We start from the raw sequence: 25,187 nt of genomic DNA on the forward strand, positions 1-25,187 counted from the left end.
GCGACTGGTGGCCGGAAGGGTCGACGCCAAATGCGCTCGGGTCGTAAAGGTTGACAAGGTAAGAAAACGGGTTGTCAACAAAAACGCTGCTCCAACCCGTATGGAAGTTGTCCACGCTGGTGTCCAAGGGGTCGGGCTGAACGTCGCCAAATCCGTGTCGGCCCCGGTGGTCCAGGCGTTGATCCCGGTATCGAAAAGGGACTCGAACGCGTCAGATTCGGTGTCGGCGCTGGCTTCGGGAGCGTCGGCCTGGCCGATCAGCGCGACCGCGAAGGCCGCTGCGCCCACACCTAGTAAGGACCGGCGGCGACGCCGGTCTGCTGTAGGACCGCTGCGACTCATCTGCGAGCCTCGTCTTCACAGTTCCCTGCGTGTCTGAATGCGGCGCCGCCATCGATGAGCCGGGTTGTCTGCCGGCATTCGTCGTTGTCGGGCACGCGAGTCCTCGGTCGAATCTCACAGAGGGCACACCAAGACCCCCAAAGCTGTCACCCCAGCCGTTATTCTTTTGTTGTGGTGGCTAAACGGTGCGCCGCCCGACAACCAGCGGGTTCGCGGCGATCACCGGATTGTGTAGCAGCAGTGCGGGCGCAACCACGTGCCCGCAGTCAGGTCTATGCCGAGCGCATCGAGGGGCGCCGCAGCATCCTGACCCTCACCGCGACGATGGCGATGTTTGTCAGCGGGGGTTTCGGCTTCGTCCAGATTTTCACCGCGCCGCAGCTGTGGTGGATCGGCGTCGTCAACATCGTCGCCGCCGCGATCTACGCCACCGTGCCGATGCTGAACCGCTTCGGCGAGTTGATCCCCCCGCTGACCTTCATCGGCACTGCGTATCTTTCGATCTTCACGATCTGCTGGTTTGTCGGTACCGGCTCGGGGTTGCAGTTCTACTTCCTGGTCGCGGCTTGCCTGGTCGTCCTGCAGCTCGGCGTCGACCGCATTTTTCTTGCCGCGATGCTGGCCGCGATCGCAGCCGGCATGGTGATCACGTTGCAATTCCTGGTCCCTCACGACACCGGTGCCCAGCCGGGGTGGGCGCTGTCGCTCAACTTCATCGTCACCACCATCTCGGCCTGTGTCATGGTCGTCACCACGGTCTGGTACGCGGTGCGCGAAATCGTCCGCGCCGAAGCTGCCATGGAAGTGGAGTACGAGCGATCCGAAGCACTGTTGGCGAATATCTTGCCGGCCAGCGTCGCCGAGCGGCTAAAAGACCCGGTGCACAACATCATTGCCGATAAATACGAAGACGCATCAGTGCTGTTCGCTGACATCGCCGGGTTCACCGAGCGTGCCAGCGATATGCCACCGGACCAGTTAATCCTTTTCCTCGACCGGCTTTACGGTGACTTCGATGCACTGGTCGACAAGCATGGTCTGGAGAAGATCAAGGTCAGCGGCGACTCCTACATGGTGGTCAGCGGTGTGCCGAAGCCGCGAGCCGATCACATGGAGGCGCTGGCGTCTTTCGCCCTTGATATGGCTGAAGTCGTACGCGGTTTGAGAGATTCACGGGGTGACCCGTTGCCGTTGCGAATCGGGCTGGCATGTGGGCCCGTCGTCGCGGGTGTCGTGGGATCACGCCGGTTCTTCTACGACGTGTGGGGTGACGCGGTCAACGTCGCGTCGCGAATGGAATCCACCGATTCGATCGGCCGGATCCAGGTGCCGGACGACGTCTATCACCGACTGAAGGATGACTTCGTGCTGCAGGAGCGTGGCGAGGTCGAAATCAAGGGCAAAGGGTGCATGCACACCTGGTATTTGATCGGGCGTAAGCCGGACACCGGTTCCGGTGGCGTCCGTACCGAGGCACCGCAGACCGCTCGCGTCTGAGGCCATCCAAACCTCCCACCCTGGTGGCCGTTTGTGCGAAGATCCGGGCATGGAAACCACTGCCGCTCCAAAACTGTTGCCGCACCTGTGGAAGTCGACCCTGCTGTCGGGGATTCTCTCGCTGACCCTGGGCATCCTGGTTTACGTTCTGCCCGAGCACTCCATCGTCATCGCGGCTGCGCTGTTCGGCATCTACCTGCTGGTCACCGGTGCCGCTCAAGTCTTCTTCGCATTCACCCTGCACGTCAGCGCGGGCGGGCGGGTGCTGTCCTTCATCAGCGGTGCTGCGTCACTGGTGCTGGCGGTGCTGTGTTTCCGGCATTTCGGACAGGGCTATGCGATTCTGCTGCTTGCCATCTGGATCGGCGTCGGCTTCATTTTCCGCGGGGTGGCGACGTCCATCTCGGCGATCAGCGATCCGCACCTGCCGGGCCGTGGCTGGCAGATCTTCCTCGGCTTGGTCAGCCTGCTGGCCGGCGTCGTAATGCTCGGATCTCCCCTGGAAACGATCGAGATCCTGACGCTGGTCGTCGCGATCTGGCTGATCGTGATCGGGGTCTTCGAGATCGTGTCGTCGTTCGGAATCCGCAGCGCGTCCCACCGGATCGAGAAGGCCGTGACAGGAGCGCCGGCAAACACCGCGTAACGGCCGGGCAAGTACTGCACGGACGGCCAATTGGGTTGTGCGCTAAGCCCGAATGCTCAATTCGCGGGTGCGCCGACGCGTATTCTGGGTTGAAGTCGTCCATGTCGCCCGAGCAGAGAGCGAGCCATGACCGGATCGCCGGATCAGCCGGTTAGACGGAAGAACGCCACGGGGGCTCCGCACGCTGGGCCGCTGCTTCCGCACCAGCCCGGTCATGCACCGCCCTACTACGCGCCCCCGACACCGGTAGACCCGAAGAACGGGCTAGGTATCGCCGCGCTGGTGCTGGCCGTGATCGGTCTGTTCAGTGTCGCGACCGTGTTTGCCCCGATCGTTCTTGGTGCCGTCGCGGTGGTGATCGGCGTTGGCGCGCGCGGGCGGGTCCGGCGCGGCGTCGCCGACAACGGCGGCGTCGCGATCGCCGGTATTGTGTTGGGCGGCTTGGCAATCGTTGTTGGCCTGGCGTTCATCGCATTCTGGTCGACGGTCTGGAAGGACGTCCGGGGCGGCGACTACATCGACTGCATCCAGAAAGCCGCGGAAAACCAAGTCGCGCAGCAGCACTGCGCCGATCAGTTCCGGCACACCGTTCAGGACCGGTTGAGCGTCACGTTGACGCCGGCGGCGGTGCCCTGAAATCGTTCTATATTAGAGCTTTTCGCGGTCTTAGCGCGTTTCCGGGAAGTATTTCACCAGGCCCTCTTGCACCACGCTGGCCACCGGACGCCGGGCCCGATCGAAAAAGTAGCCGGTTCCGAGTCCGCGGGAATCCGCCGCCACCGGCGAGGACGTGGAATACAGCACCCAGTCGTTGAAATCGACCTGGCGGTGAAACCAGACCGAGTGATTCACCGTCGCGGCGAAGATGCGGTCGTATCCCCACGACAAGCCGTGCGTTGTGATGATCGAATCCAGCACCGTGGTGTCCGAGGAATACAACAAGGTGGCGTTGTGCAGTACCGGGTCGTCCGGCAGCAGACCGTCGGCTTTGACCCAAACCCGGTTGTAGTCAAGCCGATTGCCCTTATCGCGCATCACCCAGGACGGGTCATTGGTGTAGCGCCACTCGATGGGCTGCAACGCGTTGACGAACAACGGAACTTTATTCTCGTAGCCCTGCAAACGCTCCTTCAGCGGCGGCACGTCCTCCGGATCGGGGACGTCGGGCGGCTCGACACTGTGCTCGATTCCGCGGCCGCCGGCCAGATACGAAACGAATACGGATGCCAAAAGGGTGCCGTCCTGCGTCACGTCGACGCGACGGTTGGCGAAGCGGCGCTCGTCGCGCAGGCGGACCACCTGAAATTCCAGGTCTCGGTCGATGTCGCCGCCGTTGACGAAGTGTGCCGACAGCGCGTTGGGCGGCAGGTCGCGGGTGCGGGTCCGGCTGGCCGCCACGAAGGACTGCGCCATCATCAATCCGCCGAACGTGCGCGGTGGGTTCTTGCTGGGCTGGGTTCCGGCGAACAGGTCGTCGCCCTTGTCCTGTAGGTCCAGCACCGCCATCAGCTCGTCGAAGTCAGACACCGGGCACAGCCTAATCGCCCGACTCCTCAGCCCTCGGCTGCGCCGAACGCATCGTCGACGGGCGGCTATTTAGTAGGCCGCCTTGGCCGAGTCAGACGTCCTCTTCGCCGATGCGATGCACGTGAATCAGGTTGGTCGACCCGACCGTACCCGGCGGAGCGCCGGCGACGATCACCACCAAATCGCCACGTTTGTAGCGGCCCAGCGACAGCAGCGACTTGTCGACCTGGCGGATCATGCCGTCGGTGGTCTGCATGATCCCGACGATGAACGTCTCAGTGCCCCACGTCATCGCCAGCTGGCTGCGCACCTCCGGCAGCGGCGTGAACGCCAGCAACGGAAGCGGCGTGTGCAGCCGGGCCAGCCGCCGAACGGTGTCGCCGGATTGGGTGAACGCGACCAGCGCCTTGGCGTCGAGCCGTTCACCGATATCGCGGGCGGCGTAGCTGATCACGCCGCGCTTGGTCCGCGGCACGTGCGTCAGCGGCGGCGCGGCCGTCGAATTCTCCTCCACCGCACAGATGATGCGAGCCATCGTCTGCACCGCGGCCAACGGATATTTACCGACCGACGTCTCGCCGGACAGCATCACCGCGTCGGCGCCATCAAGCACGGCATTGGCGACGTCGGAGGCCTCGGCCCTGGTCGGCCGCGAGTGCTCGATCATCGACTCGAGCATCTGGGTCGCCACGATCACGGGTTTGGCGTTCTCCCTTGCCATTTGGATGGCCCGCTTCTGAACCAGCGGCACCTCCTCCAACGGCAGCTCCACACCCAGGTCCCCGCGGGCGACCATTACCGCATCGAAGGCCAGCACCACGGCCTCGAGATTATCGATGGCTTCCGGCTTCTCGAGTTTCGCGATGACCGGAACACGGCGGCCCACCCGGTCCATCACCTCGTGTACGAGCTCGACGTCCGAAGGCGAGCGCACGAACGAAAGTGCCACCATGTCAACGCCCAAGTGCATCGCGAACTCGAGATCGTCGATGTCTTTCTCGGACAAGGCGGGCGCCGAGACACTCATCCCCGGCAGCGACATTCCCTTGTTGTTACTGATCGGGCCGCCTTCGGTGACCCTGCACACGACGTCGTCGCCCTCGATGTGGTCGACCACCAAGCCGACGTTGCCGTCGTCGACCAAAACCCGGTCACCGGGCACGGCGTCCTGAGCCAACTGCTTGTAGGTGGTCGAGACTCGGTCGTGGTTGCCGGCACAGTCCGTGACGGTGATCCGCACGAATTCACCGTCGGCCCAATACGTCGGCCCGTCGGCGAATCGGCCGAGCCGGATTTTGGGGCCTTGCAGATCGGCCAGAACGCCCACCGCACGGCCAGTGGCATTGGAGGCGGCCCGCACCCGGTCATAGGAAGCTTTGTGGTCGCTGTAGTCGCCGTGGCTGAAGTTGAGTCTGGCGACGTCCATTCCGGCTTCGACCAGCGCTTTGACGGACTCGTCGGAACTGGTGGCCGGACCGAGAGTACAGACGATCTTTCCGCGTCTTGCCACGAAATCAGCATAGTCGCGCCAGCTGATCATCTCGCGTCAGCTCCGCTTCGCGCAGCAGACTAATGAGTGAGCAACGTGGGAAGCAACGGGAATCCCGGCAGGTTGCGGACCACCGTCCACGCGACAAGTGTGATCATCACCGCTGCTGCGGCCGGGAGTGTCAACGGTAGCTTTCCGCCGCGGCGGCGCAGTGCAACCCAACCCGCCAGCAGCGGGAGGCCGACCAGCATGACAACGTTGTCGTTGATCGCCGCGGCGAGATTGCCGTGCAACACGTCGTGGATCATCCGCAGCGTGCCGCATCCGGGGCAGTTCAATCCGGTCAGCAGCCGGAACGGGCAGATCGGAAAAATCGAGTCCGGCTTGTGCGGGTCGACCAGGCCGATGTAGCCGAGCGTGCCCGCCAGCAGCGCGCCCGTGCCCAGCACCGCGAACAGATTCCGCCGAGACCAGCGTGCGGCGGGCCGGCTGGCACCGTGCGCCGCTGGGCTGGACATCACTCCGCGTCCGCTTTTTTCTCGCTCGAATCGGGCTGCTCGGACTCGGCAACGGTGTCCGCGTCGTCCTGTGTGTCGGCCTGCAGCGGCGTCGCCGCGACCTCGACTTCCCGCGAGTCGGTCTCGGCCGGATCTGCCTCCGCATCGACGGCCTCAGCGTCGGCGTCGACCGCCACGTCCTCCACCGGCACGCCGGGCGCCGCGTCATCGGCAGGTGCCGAGTCGTCGTCCGCAGGCGCCGCGTCGGCATCGAGGGAGTCCGGTTCCAGCAACTCAGCGGCCGAGCCACTCAGCGTTGCCGGGTCTTCGCGGCCCTTGGGCGCCAAGATCAGATACACCACCGCACCGATCAGGACGAACGTCGAGGTGAAGGAGTTGATCCGAATGCCGGCGATGTGCGTGGCGGTGTCGTCGCGGAGCAGTTCGACCCAGAACCGGCCGATGCAGTAGCCCGCGACGTAGGTCGCGAAAAGCCGGCCGTGGCCAAGTGTGAAGCGGCGGTCCACAACGATCAGAACGACGAAAATCAGCAGGTTCCAGAGCAATTCGTACAGGAAAGTGGGTTGGACGACCATCGCCAGCTGCCCGGTCGATACCCCGTCGAGCGAATGCACATCGACGAATCCGGCCGGGTCTCGGCGGTAGAAGATCTCCAGGCCCCACGGCATCGTGGTTTCGCGGCCGAAAAGCTCTTGGTTGAAGTAGTTTCCGAGGCGACCGATCGCCTGCGCGAGAACGAGGCCGGGCGCGATCGCGTCGCCGAACGCCGGAAGCGGGATGTCGCGGCGCCGGCAGGCGATCCACGCCCCTACGCCGCCCAGCGCGACCGCCCCCCAGATTCCCAACCCGCCGTCCCAAATGCGCAGCGCTGCAATGGGTCCGGCGCCACCCTCGCCGAAGTAGGTCCGCCAGTCCGTGGCCAGGTGGTACAGCCGGCCGCCGACCAACCCGAACGGCACGGCCCACAGTGCGATGTCGTAGATCACGCCGCGCTCGCCGCCGCGCGCTTCCCAGCGCCGATCGCCGATCAGCAGGGCAGCGATGATCCCGACGATGATGAACAACGCGTAGGCCCGGAGCGGGATGGGGCCCAGATGCCACACCCCCTGGGGCGGGCTGGGAATGTAGGCAAGCACCGTCGTCGTCATGATGCCGAAAGCCTCTGGCGAACACCGACAGCGAGTTCTTCACTCAAAGCACGCATGGCGGGCAGGCCATCGGTGAGCGCGGAGACCAGCGCCGAGCCCACGATGACACCATCTGCGTAGCCGGCGATCTCGGCGGCCTGTTCGCGGGAACGGACGCCCAATCCCACCCCGACGGCGATGTCAGACACTTCTTTGACCCGGCTGACCAGTTCCGGCGCGGCGTTCGACACCACATCGCGGGCACCGGTCACCCCCATCGTGGATGCGGCATAGACGAATCCGCGCGATGCCGCGACGGTGTCCGACAGGCGCTGGTGCGTCGAAGACGGCGCGACCAGGAAGATCCGATCGAGCTGATGCTGCTCGGATGCCGCCAGCCAGGCGTCCGCCTCGTCGGGAATGAGGTCCGGAGTGATCAGCCCGTAGCCGCCGGCTGCGGCCAGATCACGGGCGAACGCGTCAACTCCGTAGCGCAACACCGGATTCCAGTAGGTCATGACGACGGCACGGCCACCCGCTGCGCTGATCGCCTCGACCGCGTTCAACGTGTCGCGCACCCGCACACCACCGCGCAACGCGACCTCAGCGGCGTTGGCGATCACCGGTCCGTCCATGCCTGGATCGGAATACGGGACACCGACCTCGATCAGGTCGCAGCCGGACTCGGTCAGCGCCTTCATGGCTTCGATCGACGTCGGGACATCGGGATATCCGGTTGGCAGATATCCGATCAGCGCCGCCCGCTGCTCACCGCGGCACGCGGTGAAAAGTGCTTGCAGACGACTCTTTTCGCTCTGCTCGACGATCATGATTTGTCCGGACCCGATTGTCCGTCCAGCAGATCGAACCACTTCGCAGCGGTCTCGACGTCCTTGTCTCCGCGGCCGGACAGGTTCACCACGATGATTGCGCCGGAGCCCATCTCGTGGCCCAGCGTGATCGCGCCGGCGATCGCGTGCGCCGACTCGATCGCCGGGATGATGCCCTCGGTCCGGCACAACAGCCGGAACGCGTCCATCGCTTCGGTGTCGGTGATCGGGTGGTACTGGGCACGCCCGGTGTCTTTGAGCCACGCGTGCTCTGGACCCACTCCCGGATAGTCCAGGCCCGCCGAGATGGAATGCGATTCGATCGTCTGCCCATCCTCGTCCTGCAGCAGAAACGAATACGACCCCTGGAACGCGCCCGGTGTTCCGCCGGTAAAGGTGGCGGCGTGGCGGCCGGTTTCGACGCCGTCACCGGCTGCCTCGTAACCGACCAGTCGCACACCCGGGTCGTCGAGGAAGGCGTGGAAGATCCCGATCGCGTTGGATCCGCCGCCCACGCAGGCGGTCACGGCGTCGGGCAACCGGCCGGCCTGATCCTGGATTTGCACCCGAGTCTCGAGCCCGATCACCCGCTGGAAATCGCGGACCATCGTCGGGAACGGGTGCGGCCCGGCCGCGGTGCCGAAGCAGTAATAGGTGTTGTCCGCGTTGGTCACCCAGTCACGAAACGCTTCATTGATGGCGTCCTTGAGGGTCTTCGAGCCGGACTCGACTGAGACGACCTCAGCGCCGAGCAGTCGCATCCGCGCGACGTTGAGTGCCTGCCGCGCGGTGTCGACGGCGCCCATGTAGATCACGCAGTCCAGGCCGAGCAACGCACACGCGGTCGCGGTGGCCACCCCGTGCTGGCCGGCGCCGGTCTCGGCGATCACCCGGGTCTTGCCCATCTGGCGTGCCAGTAAGGCCTGACCCAGCACATTGTTGATCTTGTGAGAACCGGTGTGGTTCAGGTCTTCTCGTTTGAGAAAGATGCGGGCACCGCCGGCATGCTCGCTGAGTCGGGTCGCCTCGTACAGCGGTGACGGCCGACCGGTGTAATGCGTCTGCAAACGGTCGAGCTCGTCGAGGTAGGCCTGGTCGGTACGCACCTTCTCGTAGGCCGCTGTGACTTCCTCGATGACGGCCATCAAGGCCTCGGCGACGAACCGGCCCCCGTAGACACCGAAATGACCACGGGGGTCAGGGTCGTGGTGGGTCGGTTCAGCGAGTGCGGCGCTGGAACGCGGAAGTTCCGGACGCAAAATGTCTGCCATTACAGATGCTCAACAGGTAAGCGGCGCATGGAATTCAACCACCGCGCCGGGCTAGCGGGCCGGCTTGGGGCAAGACGGATGCTTGCCGGCGGTGACCAGGTCGGCGACCGCCGCGCGGGGATCCCCGCTGGTGACCAGACCTTCGCCGACCAGCACGGCGTCAGCGCCGGCGCCGGCGTAGGCCAACAAATCAGCCCGGCCCCGCACGCCGGATTCGGCGATCCGGATGATGTTCGATGGCAACCCCGGCGCGATGCGTGCGAAGCAATCCCGATCGACGCGGAGTGTGCGCAGGTCGCGAGCATTAACGCCGATCACCCGGGCGCCGGCCGTCAGGGCGCGGTCAGCCTCTTCCTCGGTGTGCACCTCGACGAGTGCCGTCATGCCCAGTGACTCGGTGCGCTCCAGCATCGACTCAAGCGCCGGCTGGTCCAGCGCGGCGACGATCAGCAGCAGCATGTCGGCGCCGTGCGCGCGGGCCTCGTGGATCTGGTAAGGCCCCACCACAAAGTCTTTGCGCAGCACCGGGATTGACACGGCGGCGCGCACTGAGTCGAGGTCGGCCAGGCTGCCGTGGAAGCGGCGCTCCTCGGTCAGCACACTGATGATCCGGGCGCCGCCGTCTTCGTAGGCGCACGCCAGCGCGGCGGGGTCGGCGATCGACGCGAGTTCTCCCGCTGACGGGCTGGCGCGCTTGACCTCGGCGATGACCCCAATACCGGCCTCGCGCAGCGCCGCCAGCACGTCACGAGGTGGCGCAGCAGCTTCGGCTGCGGCCTTGATCTCCGGCATGCTCACGACCGCTTCACGAGCGGAAACGTCGGCGCGAACTCCCTGAATGATGGAGTCAAGCACGCTTGCCGAGCTCATGCTGTCGGTTCCTCTCCCCGGCCGCCACCAGAATATTGACGGCGTCCATCGAAGGGTAGCGAGCGCCGAGGTGGCGTTCGTCACCGACCCTCGGTGTCAGGTTCGGGTGGCGGATCGTGCGCTGGATCGGTCGGATCGCGGCCCTCATCGAGCTCGTCCCACATCGTCCGCTCCGACGGGGCTTCCTGGTCACCCCGTGCCGCCGACCGGCGCGCGGCGGGCGCCAGGTACTTCGTGGCCGTCCGGCCCGCCGAGGCCGCCGCCCGCATCAGCAACACCGCCGCGATCAGCGTTCCGGCTGCGGCCAGCAGCGTGATCACCGGGCCCGCATAGTGCCGCCTACTGCCCACCAACGCCATGACCGGCACGTGCGCGAGTTCGGCACCCCGGGCGGCGACGTCGCGGATCTCCAGGGAGCTGATCGCCAGATATCCCGTCGCCAGGCTGGCGAGGGCCAGCAGCGCCGCCAGTACCCGCAGCGCCCAACTCCGCACCGCCAGTGCGGCCAGTGCGGTCGCCAGCAGGAGCAGGGCCAGCGGGACCAAAGCCGACGACCATCCCGCGCCGGACAGCGCGATGAGCTTCGGCGGCCCCAACCCGTCAAATGTCTGAAGCTCGACCCATTTCAGCCGCGATGCCGCCCACAAACCCGCGGCCGACAGAACCAGCAGAACCTGGGCCGCTCTGATGGTCAGCCGGCCCCCGGTGGCCGTCTGGGCATCAGGCATCCCGGTCGGCGTCCGGGCTGCGCAGCGTCTCCGCGGCGGCGATCGCGCTGAGCACCGCACGCGCCTTGTTGGTCGCCTCGGTGTACTCGTAGGGCCCGTTGGAGTCCGCCACGACCCCGCCACCTGCTTGCACGTACGCGGTTCCGTCACGCATCAGTGCTGTCCGGATGGCGATGGCGAAGTCGGCGTTTCCGGCGAAGTCGAGATAGCCGAGCACGCCGCCGTAGAGGCCGCGCCGGGTTTTCTCGACCTCCTCGATCAGTTCCATCGCACGCACTTTCGGAGCACCCGACAGTGTGCCCGCCGGAAAACACGCGGTCACCGCATCCAGTGCGGTACGGCCGTCGGCGAGCACCCCGGTCACCGTCGAGACCAGATGCATGACGTGGCTGTAGCGCTCGATATGGCTGTAGTCCTCGACGCGGACACTTCCGGGCACGCAGACCCGGCCCAAGTCGTTGCGGCCCAGGTCGACCAGCATCAGGTGCTCGGCGCGCTCCTTCTCGTCGGCCAGCAACTCCTTCTCGAGCAACTGGTCCTCGTCTTCGGACTCCCCGCGCCATCTGGTACCGGCGATCGGGTGCGTGGTCGCCCAGCGGTCCTGCACCGTCACCAACGCTTCCGGGCTGGAGCCGGCAATCGAAAATGCGCTTCCGCCTTCGTCATTGGGCACGTGGAGCAGATACATGTATGGGCTGGGGTTGGACACCCGAAGCATCCGATAGACGTCGATCGCCTCGACGTCGGTGTCCATCTCGAAACGCTGCGACGGCACCACCTGGAAGGCTTCGCCCCGCTCGATCTCGCCGACCAGCCGTTCGACAATCGCGCCGTACTCCTTCACCGTGCGCTGCGCGCGGTGCTGCGGCTCGGGTCTGGTGAACGTCGCGACGGTCGAGGGCAGCGGCTGCTCCAGCGCCGCGGTCATCACGTCCAGCCGGGCGATCGCGTCGTCGTAGGCCTCGTCGACCCGCTCGTCGGTGCCGTTCCAATTCACCGCGTTGGCGATCAGCGTGATGGTGCCCTCGTGGTGGTCGACGGCGGCCAGATCAGTCGCCAGCAGCAGCAGCATGTCCGGCAGGTTCAGGTCGTCGACCGCGAGTTCGGGCAATCGCTCTAGGCGCCGCACCAGGTCGTAGGCGAAAAAGCCCACCATGCCGCCGGACAGCGGCGGCAGCCCCGGCAGCGCCGCCGTGGCCAGCAGCTCCAACGTCTCGTGCAGGGCCTGCAGCGGATCGCCGCCGGTGGGCGCGTCGTGCGGCACCGTGCCGAGCCATACCGCCTGCCCGTCGCGAACGGTCAGCGCGGACGGCGCGCCGGCTCCGATGAACGACCACCGCGACCACGACCGTCCGTTCTCCGCCGACTCCAGCAGGAACGTCCCGGGTCGATTGTCGGCCAGTTTGCGGTACGCAGACAGCGGCGTCTCAGCGTCGGCCAGCACCTTGCGAGTCACCGGCACCACCCGATGCTCGGCCGCCAGGAGGCGAAAATGCTCCCGCGATGTGGTGGCGGCGGCGAGGTTGGCGTGCACGGAGTCATCTTCCCAGATGGGCAGATCGACTCCGCTCGCCACTGGCGTAGCGTGACGGCCATGAAAACCGGTGACACCGTGGCTGACTTCGAACTTCCCGACCAGACCGGCACCCCCCGCAGGCTCAGCGCCCTGCTGTCGGACGGGCCGGTCGTGCTGTTCTTCTACCCGGCGGCGATGACCCCCGGATGTACGAAGGAGGCGTGCCATTTCCGCGACCTGGCCCAGGAATTCGCCGCTGTCGGCGCCAACCGGGTCGGGATCAGCGTCGACCCCGTGGCCAAGCAGGCGAAATTCGCCGACTCACAGGGTTTCGACTATCCGCTGCTGTCGGACACCGACGGCACGATCGCGAGCCAATTCGGGGTCAAGCGCGGGCTTTTGGGCAAGCTGGTGCCGGTCAAGCGATCGACCTTCGTCATCGGCACCGACAGCAAGGTGCTCGACGTGATCTCCAGCGAGTTGAGCATGGACTCCCACGCAGATAAGGCGCTGCAGACGCTGCGTGCCCGCAGCTAGTCGACGGTGTCGCTGCACAACGGCGATGTGTTCGCCGGCTACACCATCATCAAGCGGCTGGGGTCCGGCGGCATGGGTGAGGTCTATCTGACGCAGCACCCACGACTCCCCCGCCGAGACGCCCTCAAGGTCCTGCCGCCCGCGCTGACCGCGGACCTCGAGTTCCGCCAGCGGTTCAGCCGGGAAGCGGACATCGCCTCCGAGTTGTGGCATTCCCACATTGTCGGTATCCACGACCGCGGCGAGTTCGAGGGTCAGTTGTGGTTGTCGATGGACTACGTCGAGGGAACCGATGCCGCCGAACTGCTGCGCAGCCGCTACCCGTCCGGGCTGCCGAGGACCGAGGCGTTCGCGATCATCAGCGCCATCGCCGACGCGTTGGACTACGCGCATCAGCGCGGCCTGCTGCACCGCGACATCAAGCCCGCAAACATTCTGATCAGCGACACCGACCCGCGTGGACGACGGATCTTGCTGGCCGACTTCGGTATTGCCCGACAAGTCGGTGACATCAGTGGTCTGACCGCCACCAATATGGTGATGGGAACGACGGCCTACGCCGCGCCCGAACAACTGCTGGGCCGCGACATCGATGGCCGCGCCGACCAGTACGCGTTGGGCTGCACCGCATTTCACTTGCTGACCGGTGCGGCGCCCTATGACAACTCCAACGCGGCGGTGGTGATCTCCCACCATCTTTCCGCGCCGCCGCCCCAGCTCAGCGCGCGGCGGGCCGACCTCGCCGACCTCGACGCCGTCATCGCCAGGGTGTTGGCGAAAGATCCCGCCAGCCGCTACGTGAATTGTTCGGAGTTCGCGGCAGCTCTGACGGGTGTCGCAGCGGACGCGACGGTCGCCGGTCACGCGGCGGATGGCCCCACCAGACAGATCTCCGCGCCGACGAAGCCGGTCCCGGCACGACGACGGCTGCGCCCCGCGGTGCTGGTTGCTGCTGCAGCTACCGTGATCCTGCTGGTGCTGGCGGGGATCGTCGGGGCTGACGTCCTGCGGCACAGATCGGCGGAGTCCCCCGACAGCGCCACCGCGCCCACCGACCAGCCGAACGCGGCGTCGTTGGTACAGCTCACCCGCTACATCACCGATCCGTCGGGCAAGCTCACCCCTGCGGGTCATACCGCCGTGGAAGGCGCCTTGTCGAAGTTGTCGACCCGACTCAACGTCCATCTCTGGGTCGCCTACGTCGACGACTTCTCCGGACTCACACCGATCAAGTGGGCCGAAAACACTATGCGCGGCAACGGATTCACCGATACCGACGGACTGCTGGCCATCGACACCACCAATCACACCTTTTCGTTTCGGGCACCGAAGGTGATGAAGGTCAACACCGAATTGATCCGTAAGGAGCGAATCGCCCCCGCGGTGCATCGTGACGAATGGGCCCGTGCAGCCGTCGCGGCGGCCACCGGATTGGAAACGGCCGGATAGTGTCGTGAGTCGTTAATTCGTTAGCAGAGTTGCCTGGTCTAGATCCGTGCGCGGGCGCACCGATTGTGCCGCTCAACTACGTGATTTCGCCCCTGCCCGCGCACAAGCTTTACAGTCGGCGCGGACGAGATCCCGAAAGCCACGGCGGACCGTAAAGACGCCTGCGCGCGGGTCGATAGAACCTGACCGATCAAGTCGCGGTCAACCTCGACGTCAGCGCCGGTAGCTTGTGCCAACACGATTCTGGCTTCGTACGTCCAGAGCATGCGCCTGGCGCTGAACTGCACCGACCGTGCCCGCATAGGGCACAGCCAGTGCAGTCCAAGTAGGAGCAGAGTGCGCGGGCACGTGCTGGATCGTCGTCGTTTCGACCACATCGTGCGGTCGCTTGGAGTGATCGAAGCAAGCTTCGCGCGATTAGATCAGAACAGGCCGGTCAGCCACGAGCCGTCCAGGAAATCGGTCAGCCACGAGGCGTCCGTCCCACCGAACAAGTCGGCCGCAGAGTTGGCCGCTGTCAGTGATGGCTCGATGTCGACCGCGTTACCACCTACCGCAGATGCGTTGACCAGGTCTCCGAAGGCGATGGCGAGGTTGTTGTTACCCAGCCCGGCGAACGCCGTGCTGCCATCGCCGAACACGGCGGCGATGTTGTCGTCACCGCCACCAGCGGTCGCGGTGCCCGTAGCATCGGGAAACCCGTTGTCGTTGCCGTTGCCGAAAATTGCGGCGATGTCGTTGGTGCCGTCGGTGAACGCCTGGACGTCGTTGTTGCCGACGATGGTGAGAATGTCTTGGCTGCTGCCGGTGTCGGCTAGGTCATTGGCACCAGACACGCTAGCGAAATCGTTGCTGCCACCAAGGATCGAGACGGTGCTTCCCGTGCCGTTGACGAAGACGTCGTTCCCGTTGCCCAATACCGCGCTCGCACTGCTCTGGTAGCCGGTGGCGTCGACGAAGTTGCTGTTGCCGTTGACGTTGGTGATGCTGTCGGCGCCGTTGGCGATGCTGACGTTGCCCATGCCGCCGCCGACGTATGAGGTGCTGCCGGCGCCGTTGGCGTACACGCTATCGAGCGAGCCGTTATCGATCGCCCTGCTGCCGTCGCCATAAGCGATAGCCAAGCCGAAGTTGCCGGTCACGGTGGTGGCCGACGCGTTGCCTTCCTGAAATAGCGACATCCCGTCGAAGGAGATCGCGATGTCTTGGGTGGACGGCGTGGCTGCCGGTAGGGCAGACGCGTCGACTAGCGACGCCCAGTCGATACCGGCGTCGGCAGAGGCGGTCCCGGTGGTGGCGGCAACCGTCGCGCCGACGCCGAGTCCAGCCGCCAAGATCCCGAGTCGGCCAAGTGCTTTCGTACGATTCATAACATTCCCTCCCGCCGCGCCGAAGGCGCGGATTGTTGACTGCGCTCTTCAGCGCGGATGTAAGCACGCCCCCCGAAAATGCGCAGATTTCGACGCACTCCCCACAGCACGCTTGCCAGAATCGGCCCGGGCGCAGCTTCTCGGCCAGAGCCAACAATTACTGACAGTACCCTAGGAATTGCATAAGGCAAGCCGTGAGTATTCTCAGTTTCGACCGAAGTGTTGTCGCTCGTTCCCGAACGAAAGCCTGCTCCTGCACACGCGGATAGGTTGACGAAATTGAGCGGAATTTCGTTGTGCGCCAGCACATCGCCACTGCGCGGCTGAAGAGCATCAGCGGCGTTCAGTCTGCGTCCAGGGAGAAGACACGCCGAGGAGCACCGCCCTCACCGCAGAATCAAACCGGCCACGCTCTAAGTGCAAATGGACCCACCGAACTTATTACTGCCCCGCGCTCCTCGATCATCGTCTGACCGGCGAGATGGGCCGCGTTGAGTGCGCGCGTTGGAAGAATGTGCGGCGGCGTGCTCGACCGCTGCAAATTCAAACATCATCTGCGCGATCGCATCAGAACAGGCTGGTGAGCCAGGAGCCGTCCAGGAAGTCGGTGAGGAACGAACCGTCCGGGACCGAGCCGCCGAACAGGTCTGTCGCTGCGCTGGTGGCCGCGGGGGTGAGCCCCATGATGGTGGTGAGCCCGTTGGTTCCGTCAGCATCCGCGGTGAGGCCGCCGAAGGCGACGGCGAGGTCGTTATTGGCGAACCCGGCGAAGGCGTTGCTGCTGGTGCCGATGCCGATGGCAATATCGTTGTTGCCGTCTTCGGCAGAAACGATACTGGGGGCGCCGTCGGCGAAGGCAATATCGTTGTTGCCGCTAGCTTGAGCGATGCTGCCATCGCCGTTGGCGCTGGCGAAGTCGTTGTTGCCGCCGTAGGCCGAGGCTGAGGTGTTGGCGCCGTCGGCGCTGGCGAAGTCGAAGTTCCCGCCCGTTGCGAAGGTCGAGCTATTGGAGCCGTCAGCGAACGAGGAGTTGAAGAGTCCGCCGGTGGCGCCGGCGTTCGCGCCGTCGCCGTCGGCGATCGCGAAGTCGAAATTCCCAGCGGTGCCCGAGTTGACGGTCGCGGTGCCGAAGTCGAAGTTCATCCCGTCGAACCCGATAGCGAAATTATTCGGATCGAATGCCTCGGCTGGGTAGGCAACGAGGGTCCCCGCAGCCGCGTCCACCGCCGACCCGACTGATGGGTCGGCAGAAGCGGTACCCGCCGTCGCGACCACCGCCGCTCCGATACCCAGCCCTACTGCCAGCCCCCCGAAACGACCGATATACCTAGCAGATCCCATTGCATTACCTTTCTCATTGGCCGCACCCCTGCCGGACACGGAACTCCCCACCCCAGTCCCGACCACTGAGAATCCTGAGAATACCGCAAGTTCGCGGTATCCGCTCAGCAAAGTTTTAGGCGCCGCTCAGCGGTTCTTTACGTGGGATGCCGAAAGCTGAGCTACGCGAGCGGCGTTGCGGGACAATTGATCACGTGTTGAAGAGACCGCGAGATCCTCACTCGTCCGATTCCAACAGAACGTCGGCGTCGAAGCAGCTGTGGTCGCCGGTATGACAGGCGGCGCCGACCTGGTCGACCACCAGCAGCACCGCGTCGCCGTCGCAGTCCAACCGCACCGAATGCACCCGCTGGGTGTGGCCGGAGGTGGCGCCTTTGACCCACTGCTCACCGCGGGACCGGGAGTAGTAGGTGCCCTCCCGGGTTTCCAGGGTCCGGGCCAGCGCGTCGTCGTCCATCCACGCGACCATCAGCACGTCACCGCTGCCGCGTGCCTGCACGATGGCCGTGAACAGGCCGTCGGCGTTGCGTTTGAGGCGTGCCGCGATGTCAGGGTCGAGGCTCATCGCACCGTGATCCCTTCTGTGGCCATGGCGTGCTTGACCTGCCCGATCGTCAACTGCCTGAAGTGAAACACGCTGGCGGCCAATACTGCGTCGGCACCGGCAGCGACGGCCGGCGCGAAGTGGTCGACCGCTCCGGCGCCGCCGCTGGCGATCACCGGCACCGTCACCGTCGCTCGAACCGCACGCAGCATCGCCAGATCGAACCCTGCTCGGGTGCCGTCAGCATCCATCGAGTTGAGCAGGATCTCCCCCACCCCCAACTCGGCGCCGCGGGCGGCCCACTCGACGGCGTCGATGCCAGTGCCGCGCCGCCCGCCGTGGGTGGTGACTTCCCAACCCGACGGAGTCGGATCCGACCCGGCCGGCACCGTGCGGGCGTCGACCGACAGCACGATGCACTGCGAACCGAACTGGGCTGCCATCTCGGCCAGCAGGTCTGGGCGCGCGATCGCGGCGGTGTTGATCGACACCTTGTCGGCGCCCGCGCGCAACAACACGTCGACGTCGGCGACCGTACGCACGCCACCGCCGACGGTCAGGGGGATGAACACCTGCTCGGCGGTCCGACGGACTACCTCCAGCATGGTGGTGCGACCCGACGACGACGCGGTCACGTCGAGGAAAGTCAGCTCGTCGGCCCCCTCGGCGTCGTACGCGGCGGCCAGTTCCACGGGATCGCCTGCGTCCCGTAGGTTTTCGAAGTTGACGCCCTTGACCACCCGGCCGTCGTCGACGTCCAGGCAGGGAATGACGCGCACCGCAAGGCTGGTGCCGGCGCGAAAGTCAGTAGTCATTGGGCCGTCCTACGCCAAGCAGCATGTCGAGCAGCTGATCGTGCACCCCGGGGGCGGCGGCCAGGGCGGAACGCGAATCGGGTGTCCATTGTTCGCCGGTGAGACTGGTGACGACACCGCCGGCGGCTCGGACCAGCGCCACCCCCGCCGCGTGATCCCATACGTGGTCGCCGAAACTGATCGATCCGCCGAGGACTCCGTCGGCGACGTAGGCAAGGTCGATGCCAGTGGCGCCGTGCATCCGCATCCGCGATGACACCCGGCTGAGCTCTTCGAGCACCGCCACCCGGTACCGCCCCGGAAACCGGCCGCGGGAATCCGCGTTGAAAGTTCCGACCCCGATGATCGATGCCGTGAGGTCGGTCTGTGTCAGCGGCGGTTGCGGCACACCGTTTTTCAGCACCGGACCGCCCACCACCGCGGCGTAGCGTTCGTTCATGAACGGCAGCCAGGTCAGTCCGGCCACCGGGTCGCCGTCGTGCAGCAGACCGAGCAGGATCGCGGCCATCGGAGATCCGGCCGCGTAGTTGAACGTCCCGTCCACGGGGTCGAGCACCCATACCCATTCCGAGTCGAGGTCGGCACCGCCGAACTCCTCACCGTGCACCAGGATTCCGGTCGCCGACACCAGTGCGTCGACGACCTGACGCTCAATGGCCAGATCTACGCTGGTGGCGAAGTCGTCGCCGCGCTTACTGACCGCGGAATCCGCTCGATGACCGGCGACGAACGGTTTGGCGGCCGCGTCGAGGATCGCCGCCGCCTTCGCGACCAAAGCGTCGAGATCCATTGCCGCGGCCCTAATCCGCCACCGCGGCCAGAGCCTGCGGCAGCGTGAATCGTCCGGCGTAGAGCGCCTTGCCGACAATCGCGCCCTCGACCCCACTGTCGGTCAAGGTGGCGATGGCGCGCAGATCGTCGAGACTCGATACACCACCGGAGGCGATCACCGGAATGTCGGTGCGGCCGGCGACCGCACCCAGCAAGTCGAGGTTGGGTCCGGTCAACGTGCCGTCCTTGGTGACATCGGTGACGACGAATCGCGAACAGCCTTCACTGTCAAGGCGATCCAGCACCTGCCACAGATCGCCGCCGTCGGTCTCCCAGCCGCGACCCCGCAGTCGATGGTCACCGTCGATGATGTGCACGTCCAGGCCCACCGCCACCTTGTCGCCGTGCTCGGCGATCGCCCGCGCGCACCATTGCGGGTTCTCGCACGCGGCCGTCCCGAGATTGACTCGCGCGCAGCCGGTGGCCAGCGCGGCGGACAGCGAGTCGTCATCGCGGATACCGCCGGAGAGTTCGACCTTCACGTCGAGCTTGCCGACCACCTCGGCCAGCAGCTCGCGATTAGAGCCTCGGCCGAACGCCGCGTCCAAATCGACCAGGTGCACCCACTCGGCGCCGTCGCGCTGCCAGCCAAGCGCCGCGTCCAGCGCTGAGCCGTAGTCGGTTTCGCTGCCGGCTCTGCCCTGCACCAACCGCACCGCCTTGCCCTCGACGACATCGACGGCGGGCAACAAGATCAACGACACGTCACAACCCTTCAACCCAATTGCTCAAGACAGCCGCTCCGGCATCACCGCTCTTCTCGGGGTGAAACTGGGTCGCGGCCAATGGACCGTCTTCGACCGCGGCCAGGAATGGCACACCGTGGGTGGCCCAGGTCAGCAGGGCGTCGGCTCCGCCCTCCCACTGTTGCGCCGCATAGGAATGCACGAAGTAGAACCGGGCACCGGCATCCAGGCCTTTGAACAGTGCGCTACCAGGCGCGGCGTTCACCACGTTCCACCCCATGTGCGGGATCACCGGCGCTTTCAGCCGGGTCACCGCCCCCGGCCACTGTCCGCAGCCGGCGCTCTTCACCCCGAACTCGACGCCGTGGGCGAACAGAATCTGCATGCCGACGCACACGCCCAGCACTGGGCGGCCGGCGGAAACCCGGTCGGCGATGGCTTGTTGCCCGTTGATCCCCCGCAACCCGGTCATGCACGCCTCGAACGCCCCGACGCCCGGAACAACCAGTCCGTCTGCGGCAGTGGCCTTTTCGAGATCAGCGGTGACCACGACATCGGCGCCCACGCGCTCCAATGCGCGTTGGGCCGAACGGAGGTTACCCGAACCGTAGTCCAGCACTACAACCGCTTTCCGGCGGGAAAGCGCTCTCACAGAGCACCTTTGGTGGACGGCACGCCGGACACCCGTGGATCGGCCTCGACCGCCTGCCGCAGTGCCCGGGCGACCGCCTTGTACTGCGCCTCGGTGATGTGGTGTGGGTCGCGGCCGTAGAGCACTCGGACGTGCAGCGCGATGCGGGCATTGTTGGCGAGCGTCTCGAACACGTGCCGGTTGATCACCGTGTGATACGGCACCGAGCTGCCGGCGATCGTGGTGTGCCGCAGATGATCCGGCTCGCCGGTGTGCACGCAGTAGGGCCGGCCGGAGACGTCGACGATGGCGTGCGCCAGCGTCTCGTCCATCGGAATGAACGCATCACCGAACCGGCGGATGCCTTTCTTGTCGCCGAGTGCCTCGCCCAGCGCCTGACCGAGCACGATCGCGGTGTCTTCGATGGTGTGGTGCCCTTCGATCGCCACGTCGCCCTTGGCGCGCACGGCCAGATCGAAGCTGGCGTGGGTGCCCAGTGCGGTCAGCATGTGGTCGTAGAACGGGACACCGGTGTCGATGTGCACCTGACCGGTCCCATCGAGGTCGAGCTCGACGACGATCTCGGACTCTTTGGTGGTGCGCTCAACGCGTGCGCGACGGCCGGTGGTCATGACGCTCCTAGGGGCTGGGCCAATTCGGTGGCGGCCAGATCTGCGCTGGCTGACAGGAATGCGTCGTTCTCGGCGGTCAGCCCGATCGTGGTGCGCAGGTGTCCGGGAATGCCGACATCGCGGATCAGGACCCCGGCATCCAGGTAACGCTGCCAGGTGGCCGGCGCGTCGGCGAACAGCCCGAACAACACGAAGTTGGAGTCGCTCGGAACGACGTGAAAGCCCATCCCGCTCAACGCCGTTGCCACCCGCTCCCGCTCACCGATCAATGTCGCGACGCTGCCCAACGTGTCGTCGGCGTGGCGCAGCGCGGCCCGCGCAGCCACCTGGGTGACCGAGGACAGGTGATACGGCAGCCGCACCAACAGCATGGCGTCGATGATCGCCGGGGTCGCAACCAGATACCCGAGGCGGCCGCCGGCGAAGGCGAAAGCCTTGCTCATGGTGCGACTCACGACCAGCTTGGTCGGATACTCCTTGAGCAGCACCACAGCGCTGGGCTGCGCGGAGAACTCGCCGTACGCCTCGTCGACAATCACGATCCCGGGGGCGGCGTCCAGCAGGCGGCGCAGATCGGGGAGCGAAACACTCTGACCCGTAGGGTTATTCGGGCTCGTGACAAAGACGACGTTGGGACGTCGGTCGACGATCGCGATCACCGCGGCATCGGTGTCGAGGCTGAAGTCGGCGGCGCGGGGAGTTTCGAGCCATTCGGTACGGGTGGCATCGGAGATGATCGGGTGCATCGAATACGACGGCACGAAGCCGATCGCGCTGCGCCCCGGGCCGCCGAAGGCCTGCAGCAGCTGCTGCAGGATCTCGTTAGATCCGTTTGCCGCCCAGAGGTTTTCCACACCGACCCGCGCCCCGGTCTGCATGCGGACATAGGCGGCCAGGTCGGTGCGCAGGGCCACGGCGTCGCGGTCGGGATAGCGATTCAGATCGACGCCCGCATCGCGGACCGATGCGACCACGTCGTCGACGAGCGCCTGACTGGGCGGGTGCGGGTTCTCGTTGGTATTCAGCCGCACCGGAACGTCGAGCTGCGGCGCGCCGTAGGGCGATTTGCCGCGCAGGTCCGCACGCAACGGAAGGTCATCGAGCGACGGGTGGTTGGGCGATCGGCGGTCGGTCATTGCCCGAACCTCCTCCGTACCGCCTCGCCGTGCGCGGGCAGATCCTCGGCGGCGGCAAGGGTGATCACATGCCCGGACACGTCTTTGAGCGCCGCCTCGGTGTAGTCGACGACGTGGATGCCGCGCAGGAAAGTCTGCACCGACAGACCGCTGGAGTGCGCGGCGCTGCCCGCTGTCGGCAGCACGTGGTTGGAGCCGGCGCAGTAGTCGCCCAGGCTCACCGGTGAATACGCGCCGACGAAGATCGCTCCGGCGGAACGGATCTGCGCGGCGACCTTGTCCGCGTTGACGGTCTGGATCTCCAAGTGCTCTGCCGCATATGCGTTCACGGTGCGAATGCCGGCGTCGATGTCGTCGACCAGGATGATGGCCGACTGGCGCCCGGCCAGCGCGGTCGTCACCCGCTGACGGTGCACGGTGGTCTCCAGCTGGGCGGCCAGCTCGGCGTCGGTGGCGTCGGCAAGCTCGGCGCTGGGTGTCACCAGGACGCCGGCGGCCATTTCGTCGTGCTCCGCCTGGCTGATCAGGTCGGCGGCCACATGCTCCGGGTCGGCCGTGTCATCAGCCAGGATCGCGATCTCGGTGGGCCCGGCTTCGGCGTCGATACCGACCCGCGAGCGGACCAGGCGCTTGGCCGCTGTGACGTAGATGTTGCCCGGCCCGGTGACCAAGTCCACCGGCGCCAGTTCGGCGCCGTCGGTGTCGATGCCGCCGTAGGCCATCAGCGCCACCGCCTGGGCCCCGCCGACCGCCCACACCTCGTCGACACCGAGCAGCCGGGCGGCGGCCAGGATCGTCGGGTGGGGTAGCCCTTTAAACCGGCCCTGCGACGCGGCCTGCGGCGGGCTCGCCACCACCAGCGAGCCGACACCGGCGGCCTGCGCCGGCACCACGTTCATCACGACGCTCGACGGGTACACGGCAGTGCCGCCGGGGACGTACAGGCCGACCCGGTCGACCGGCACCCACCGCTCGGTCACGGTGGCACCTGGGCCCAAGGTCGTCGTCACGTCGGATCGGCGCTGATCGGCGTGCACCGCACGGGTGCGCTCGATCACCACCTCCAGGGCCAACCGGACGTCACGGTCCAGACCGGCCAGCGCGGCGTCCAATTCGCTGCTGGGCACCCGGACCGACGGTGGCCGGACCCCGTCCAGGGATTCGCCGTATGCCAGTGCGGCCTCAGCGCCTCGATCGGCGACGGCGTCGACAATCGGTCGCACCGTGGACAGGGCGGCCTCGACGTCCACTCCGCCGCGGGGCAACGCCGCCCGCAACCGGGCGACGGACAAGTCAGCACCCCGCAGGTCGATGCGCGCCATAACAGTCACGCCAACCATTGTCCCAGAACAGGGCAACTGCATATCGGACCGGTAGTGTGACCGCACCCGAAGAAAACGGAGTCGACATGTCCCGCAAGGACCATCCCAACAACACCCCGGGCATCCCGATGATCTTCCCGGTCTGGTTCGAGAACTTTCAAGTCAAGTACTTCAACCCGTTGGTGAAGCCGATCGCGCGTTACCTTCCGACGTTCTCGGTGATCAAGCACCGCGGCCGCACCTCCGGTAAGCCATACGAAACCATCGTGACCGCCTACCGCAAAGGCAACGTGCTGGCGATCGGATTGGCCCACGGCAAAACGGATTGGGTCAAGAATGTCCTGGCCGCGGGCGAGGCCGACGTGCATTTCATCCGCAAGGACGTGCACATCACCAACCCGCGGGTGCTGCCCCCCGGCAGCGACACCACGGGCCTGCCCTTTTTCGCCCGCCAGCAGATCGGGCGGGTCGCGGTCTTCGTCGGCGATATCGCCTAGGACCGGGTAAAGACGGTCTTGCCGCTCATCGTCGGCCAGGCCTCGGGCGCGTCCGCCCAGTCGACGACCCGGTCGACGACGGGCAACAGATCGCAACCGCCGGCCAACACGTCGAGAATCTCCGGGATCACCGCGCGCGCACTGACCCGGCCAGTGACGAAACGCACACCGCGGGTGTACATCGGCAGCAGCGGCATCTCCACCGTCGGCAAGTAGTAGATCCCGGTATCGGTGCACACTCCGTCCGGCCAGGTGGCCCGCAATGTCGCAGCGAGCACCGCGGGATCGGCGGTGGTGTGCACCGTGACGGGGTAGGGCGCCCAGGATTTGTCGGGCTTGGCCCTGTCGTGCACGGCGGCACCGAGCGACTCGGCGGCGGCCAATCGGGCTGGGTCGGTGTCGATGTAGTCGACGTGAAAGCCGTAGGCCGCGGCGAAGGCCGCCGCATACAGCCCGATGGACAGCCGGCCGATCACCAGTACGCGTCGGTCCGCCGCGTCCAGCTCGGCCAACTCGGCGCGTAACGGTCCGACGGTCCGCCACCCGTCCGGGATGTTGTCCGACAGCGACGCGACCGCGATCGGGTCGACCGTCGGCGGGATCGGGATCAGCATCGCGTCGGCGTAGGGCACCAGCACCAGGTCCGACATGAACCCGCCGCCGTCCAGGCCGGCCAACGGGCCCAACCCGTACATCGCCATCAGCGGCAGCGATCCGCACGACCCGGTGACTCCTCGGCGGCATTCGCGGCAGTACCCGCAGCTGATCTGGAACGGCACGACGACCCGGTCGCCGACGCCGACGGTCGAGACATCGTCACCGACCGCGACCACCTCCGCCAGGCCTTCGTGCCCGACGGCATAACCGGGTGGCAACGGCGCCGCCCCTCGCGCGGCGGCGACATCGAGGTCGCAACAGGCCACCACCAGCGGCCTGACCAGCGCATGTCCTGGCTCCGTGAGGATCGGTTCCGGACCTTCGCGCCAGGCGTACCGCCCGTTGTCCACGCATGTCAGCTGCCTCATCATTGCATTC

General features: G+C 66.2%; 25 protein-coding genes and 1 pseudogene. 6 read left to right on the forward strand and 20 right to left on the reverse strand.

Annotation, left to right across the window (positions count from 1 at the left end):
* Window positions 1-513: 513 nt before the first annotated feature.
* From ACQY5A_RS08845 to ACQY5A_RS08855, 3 genes are all read left to right on the forward strand, one after another.
* A complete protein-coding gene (locus tag ACQY5A_RS08845) occupies window positions 514-1,839 on the forward strand; it encodes an adenylate/guanylate cyclase domain-containing protein (RefSeq protein WP_428340015.1) in 1,326 nt (441 codons plus the stop codon).
* Window positions 1,840-1,912: 73 nt separating this feature from the next.
* A complete protein-coding gene (locus ACQY5A_RS08850; RefSeq protein ID WP_428340444.1) occupies window positions 1,913-2,485 on the forward strand; it encodes an HdeD family acid-resistance protein in 573 nt (190 codons plus the stop codon).
* Between the two features lie 126 nt (window positions 2,486-2,611).
* Window positions 2,612-3,121: a DUF4190 domain-containing protein gene (locus tag ACQY5A_RS08855; protein ID WP_428340016.1), complete on the forward strand. Its 510-nt coding sequence runs from the start codon at window positions 2,612-2,614 to the stop codon at window positions 3,119-3,121.
* Window positions 3,122-3,151: 30 nt separating this feature from the next.
* On the opposite strand, the gene ACQY5A_RS08860 is transcribed toward ACQY5A_RS08855, so the two are convergent.
* The 9 genes and pseudogenes from ACQY5A_RS08860 to ACQY5A_RS08900 form a co-directional block, all read right to left on the reverse strand.
* Complete coding sequence (locus tag ACQY5A_RS08860; protein ID WP_428340445.1) at window positions 3,152-3,991, reverse strand: acyl-CoA thioesterase II; 840 nt, start codon at window positions 3,989-3,991, stop codon at window positions 3,152-3,154.
* 112 nt (window positions 3,992-4,103) lie between these two features.
* Complete coding sequence (gene pyk / locus ACQY5A_RS08865) at window positions 4,104-5,522, reverse strand: pyruvate kinase (RefSeq protein WP_428340017.1); 1,419 nt, start codon at window positions 5,520-5,522, stop codon at window positions 4,104-4,106.
* A 59-nt stretch (window positions 5,523-5,581) separates the two neighbouring features.
* A complete protein-coding gene (locus tag ACQY5A_RS08870) occupies window positions 5,582-6,019 on the reverse strand; it encodes a DUF2752 domain-containing protein (RefSeq protein ID WP_428340018.1) in 438 nt (145 codons plus the stop codon).
* A gap of 2 nt (window positions 6,020-6,021) precedes the next feature.
* Window positions 6,022-7,167: pseudogene (locus tag ACQY5A_RS08875) on the reverse strand (prolipoprotein diacylglyceryl transferase); the annotation flags it as partial.
* The gene (gene trpA, locus ACQY5A_RS08880; protein WP_428340446.1) at window positions 7,164-7,979 is read right to left on the reverse strand and encodes a tryptophan synthase subunit alpha; all 816 of its coding nucleotides are present in this window, start codon (window positions 7,977-7,979) and stop codon (window positions 7,164-7,166) included. The pseudogene ACQY5A_RS08875 and the gene trpA, both read right to left, overlap by 4 nt.
* On the reverse strand, window positions 7,973-9,247 hold the full coding sequence (gene trpB / locus ACQY5A_RS08885; protein WP_428340019.1) for a tryptophan synthase subunit beta: 1,275 nt from the start codon (window positions 9,245-9,247) through the stop codon (window positions 7,973-7,975). Before trpB ends, trpA begins: the two co-directional genes overlap by 7 nt.
* A gap of 51 nt (window positions 9,248-9,298) precedes the next feature.
* Window positions 9,299-10,117, reverse strand: a complete 819-nt coding sequence (gene trpC, locus ACQY5A_RS08890; protein ID WP_428340020.1) for an indole-3-glycerol phosphate synthase TrpC — start codon at window positions 10,115-10,117, stop codon at window positions 9,299-9,301.
* A gap of 80 nt (window positions 10,118-10,197) precedes the next feature.
* A complete protein-coding gene (locus ACQY5A_RS08895; protein WP_428340021.1) occupies window positions 10,198-10,845 on the reverse strand; it encodes a TIGR02234 family membrane protein in 648 nt (215 codons plus the stop codon).
* Window positions 10,838-12,379 carry an anthranilate synthase component I gene (locus ACQY5A_RS08900; RefSeq protein ID WP_428340447.1) on the reverse strand — a complete coding sequence of 514 codons (1,542 nt, stop codon included), beginning with the start codon at window positions 12,377-12,379 and terminating at the stop codon, window positions 10,838-10,840. Before ACQY5A_RS08900 ends, ACQY5A_RS08895 begins: the two co-directional genes overlap by 8 nt.
* Window positions 12,380-12,439: 60 nt before the next feature.
* Between ACQY5A_RS08900 and ACQY5A_RS08905 the strand changes: the two genes are divergently transcribed.
* Window positions 12,440-12,898, forward strand: a complete 459-nt coding sequence (locus tag ACQY5A_RS08905) for a peroxiredoxin (protein ID WP_428340022.1) — start codon at window positions 12,440-12,442, stop codon at window positions 12,896-12,898.
* 6 nt (window positions 12,899-12,904) lie between these two features.
* Complete coding sequence (locus ACQY5A_RS08910) at window positions 12,905-14,347, forward strand: serine/threonine-protein kinase (RefSeq protein WP_428340023.1); 1,443 nt, start codon at window positions 12,905-12,907, stop codon at window positions 14,345-14,347.
* Window positions 14,348-14,769: 422 nt separating this feature from the next.
* Here ACQY5A_RS08910 and ACQY5A_RS08915 read toward each other — a convergent pair whose 3' ends face one another.
* The 10 genes from ACQY5A_RS08915 to hisD all read right to left on the reverse strand — a co-directional run bounded on the left by ACQY5A_RS08915 (window position 14,770) and on the right by hisD (window position 23,673).
* The gene (locus tag ACQY5A_RS08915; protein WP_428340024.1) at window positions 14,770-15,717 is read right to left on the reverse strand and encodes a hypothetical protein; all 948 of its coding nucleotides are present in this window, start codon (window positions 15,715-15,717) and stop codon (window positions 14,770-14,772) included.
* A gap of 567 nt (window positions 15,718-16,284) precedes the next feature.
* The gene (locus tag ACQY5A_RS08920; RefSeq protein ID WP_428340025.1) at window positions 16,285-17,058 is read right to left on the reverse strand and encodes a hypothetical protein; all 774 of its coding nucleotides are present in this window, start codon (window positions 17,056-17,058) and stop codon (window positions 16,285-16,287) included.
* A gap of 217 nt (window positions 17,059-17,275) precedes the next feature.
* Window positions 17,276-17,623 carry a phosphoribosyl-AMP cyclohydrolase gene (hisI, locus tag ACQY5A_RS08925; RefSeq protein ID WP_428340026.1) on the reverse strand — a complete coding sequence of 116 codons (348 nt, stop codon included), beginning with the start codon at window positions 17,621-17,623 and terminating at the stop codon, window positions 17,276-17,278.
* Entirely contained in the window at window positions 17,620-18,417 is a 798-nt protein-coding gene (gene hisF / locus ACQY5A_RS08930) for an imidazole glycerol phosphate synthase subunit HisF (protein WP_428340027.1), read from the reverse strand. Before hisF ends, hisI begins: the two co-directional genes overlap by 4 nt.
* Window positions 18,407-19,207 (reverse strand): inositol monophosphatase family protein, encoded by an 801-nt coding sequence (locus ACQY5A_RS08935; RefSeq protein WP_428340028.1) that lies wholly within the window; start codon window positions 19,205-19,207, stop codon window positions 18,407-18,409. Before ACQY5A_RS08935 ends, hisF begins: the two co-directional genes overlap by 11 nt.
* 10 nt (window positions 19,208-19,217) lie before the next feature.
* Window positions 19,218-19,952, reverse strand: a complete 735-nt coding sequence (gene priA, locus ACQY5A_RS08940; RefSeq protein ID WP_428340029.1) for a bifunctional 1-(5-phosphoribosyl)-5-((5-phosphoribosylamino)methylideneamino)imidazole-4-carboxamide isomerase/phosphoribosylanthranilate isomerase PriA — start codon at window positions 19,950-19,952, stop codon at window positions 19,218-19,220.
* Window position 19,953: 1 nt separating this feature from the next.
* Window positions 19,954-20,586: an imidazole glycerol phosphate synthase subunit HisH gene (gene hisH, locus ACQY5A_RS08945; protein WP_428340030.1), complete on the reverse strand. Its 633-nt coding sequence runs from the start codon at window positions 20,584-20,586 to the stop codon at window positions 19,954-19,956.
* On the reverse strand, window positions 20,583-21,197 hold the full coding sequence (gene hisB / locus ACQY5A_RS08950) for an imidazoleglycerol-phosphate dehydratase HisB (protein WP_428340031.1): 615 nt from the start codon (window positions 21,195-21,197) through the stop codon (window positions 20,583-20,585). The genes hisH and hisB overlap by 4 nt, the downstream gene beginning before the upstream one ends.
* Complete coding sequence (locus ACQY5A_RS08955; RefSeq protein ID WP_428340032.1) at window positions 21,194-22,333, reverse strand: histidinol-phosphate transaminase; 1,140 nt, start codon at window positions 22,331-22,333, stop codon at window positions 21,194-21,196. Before ACQY5A_RS08955 ends, hisB begins: the two co-directional genes overlap by 4 nt.
* A complete protein-coding gene (gene hisD / locus ACQY5A_RS08960; RefSeq protein ID WP_428340033.1) occupies window positions 22,330-23,673 on the reverse strand; it encodes a histidinol dehydrogenase in 1,344 nt (447 codons plus the stop codon). The genes ACQY5A_RS08955 and hisD overlap by 4 nt, the downstream gene beginning before the upstream one ends.
* A 68-nt stretch (window positions 23,674-23,741) precedes the next feature.
* Here hisD and ACQY5A_RS08965 point away from each other — a divergent pair, with 68 nt between their 5' ends.
* Window positions 23,742-24,152, forward strand: coding sequence for a nitroreductase family deazaflavin-dependent oxidoreductase (locus ACQY5A_RS08965; RefSeq protein ID WP_428340034.1), 411 nt, complete (start codon window positions 23,742-23,744; stop codon window positions 24,150-24,152).
* On the opposite strand, the gene ACQY5A_RS08970 is transcribed toward ACQY5A_RS08965, so the two are convergent.
* Window positions 24,149-25,177, reverse strand: coding sequence for an alcohol dehydrogenase catalytic domain-containing protein (locus tag ACQY5A_RS08970; protein ID WP_428340035.1), 1,029 nt, complete (start codon window positions 25,175-25,177; stop codon window positions 24,149-24,151). The two genes, ACQY5A_RS08965 and ACQY5A_RS08970, sit on opposite strands and share 4 nt — an antisense overlap.
* Window positions 25,178-25,187 lie beyond the last annotated feature (10 nt).

Source organism: Mycobacterium sp., assembly GCF_965277065.1.
Taxonomy (GTDB): Bacteria; Actinomycetota; Actinomycetes; order Mycobacteriales; family Mycobacteriaceae; genus Mycobacterium.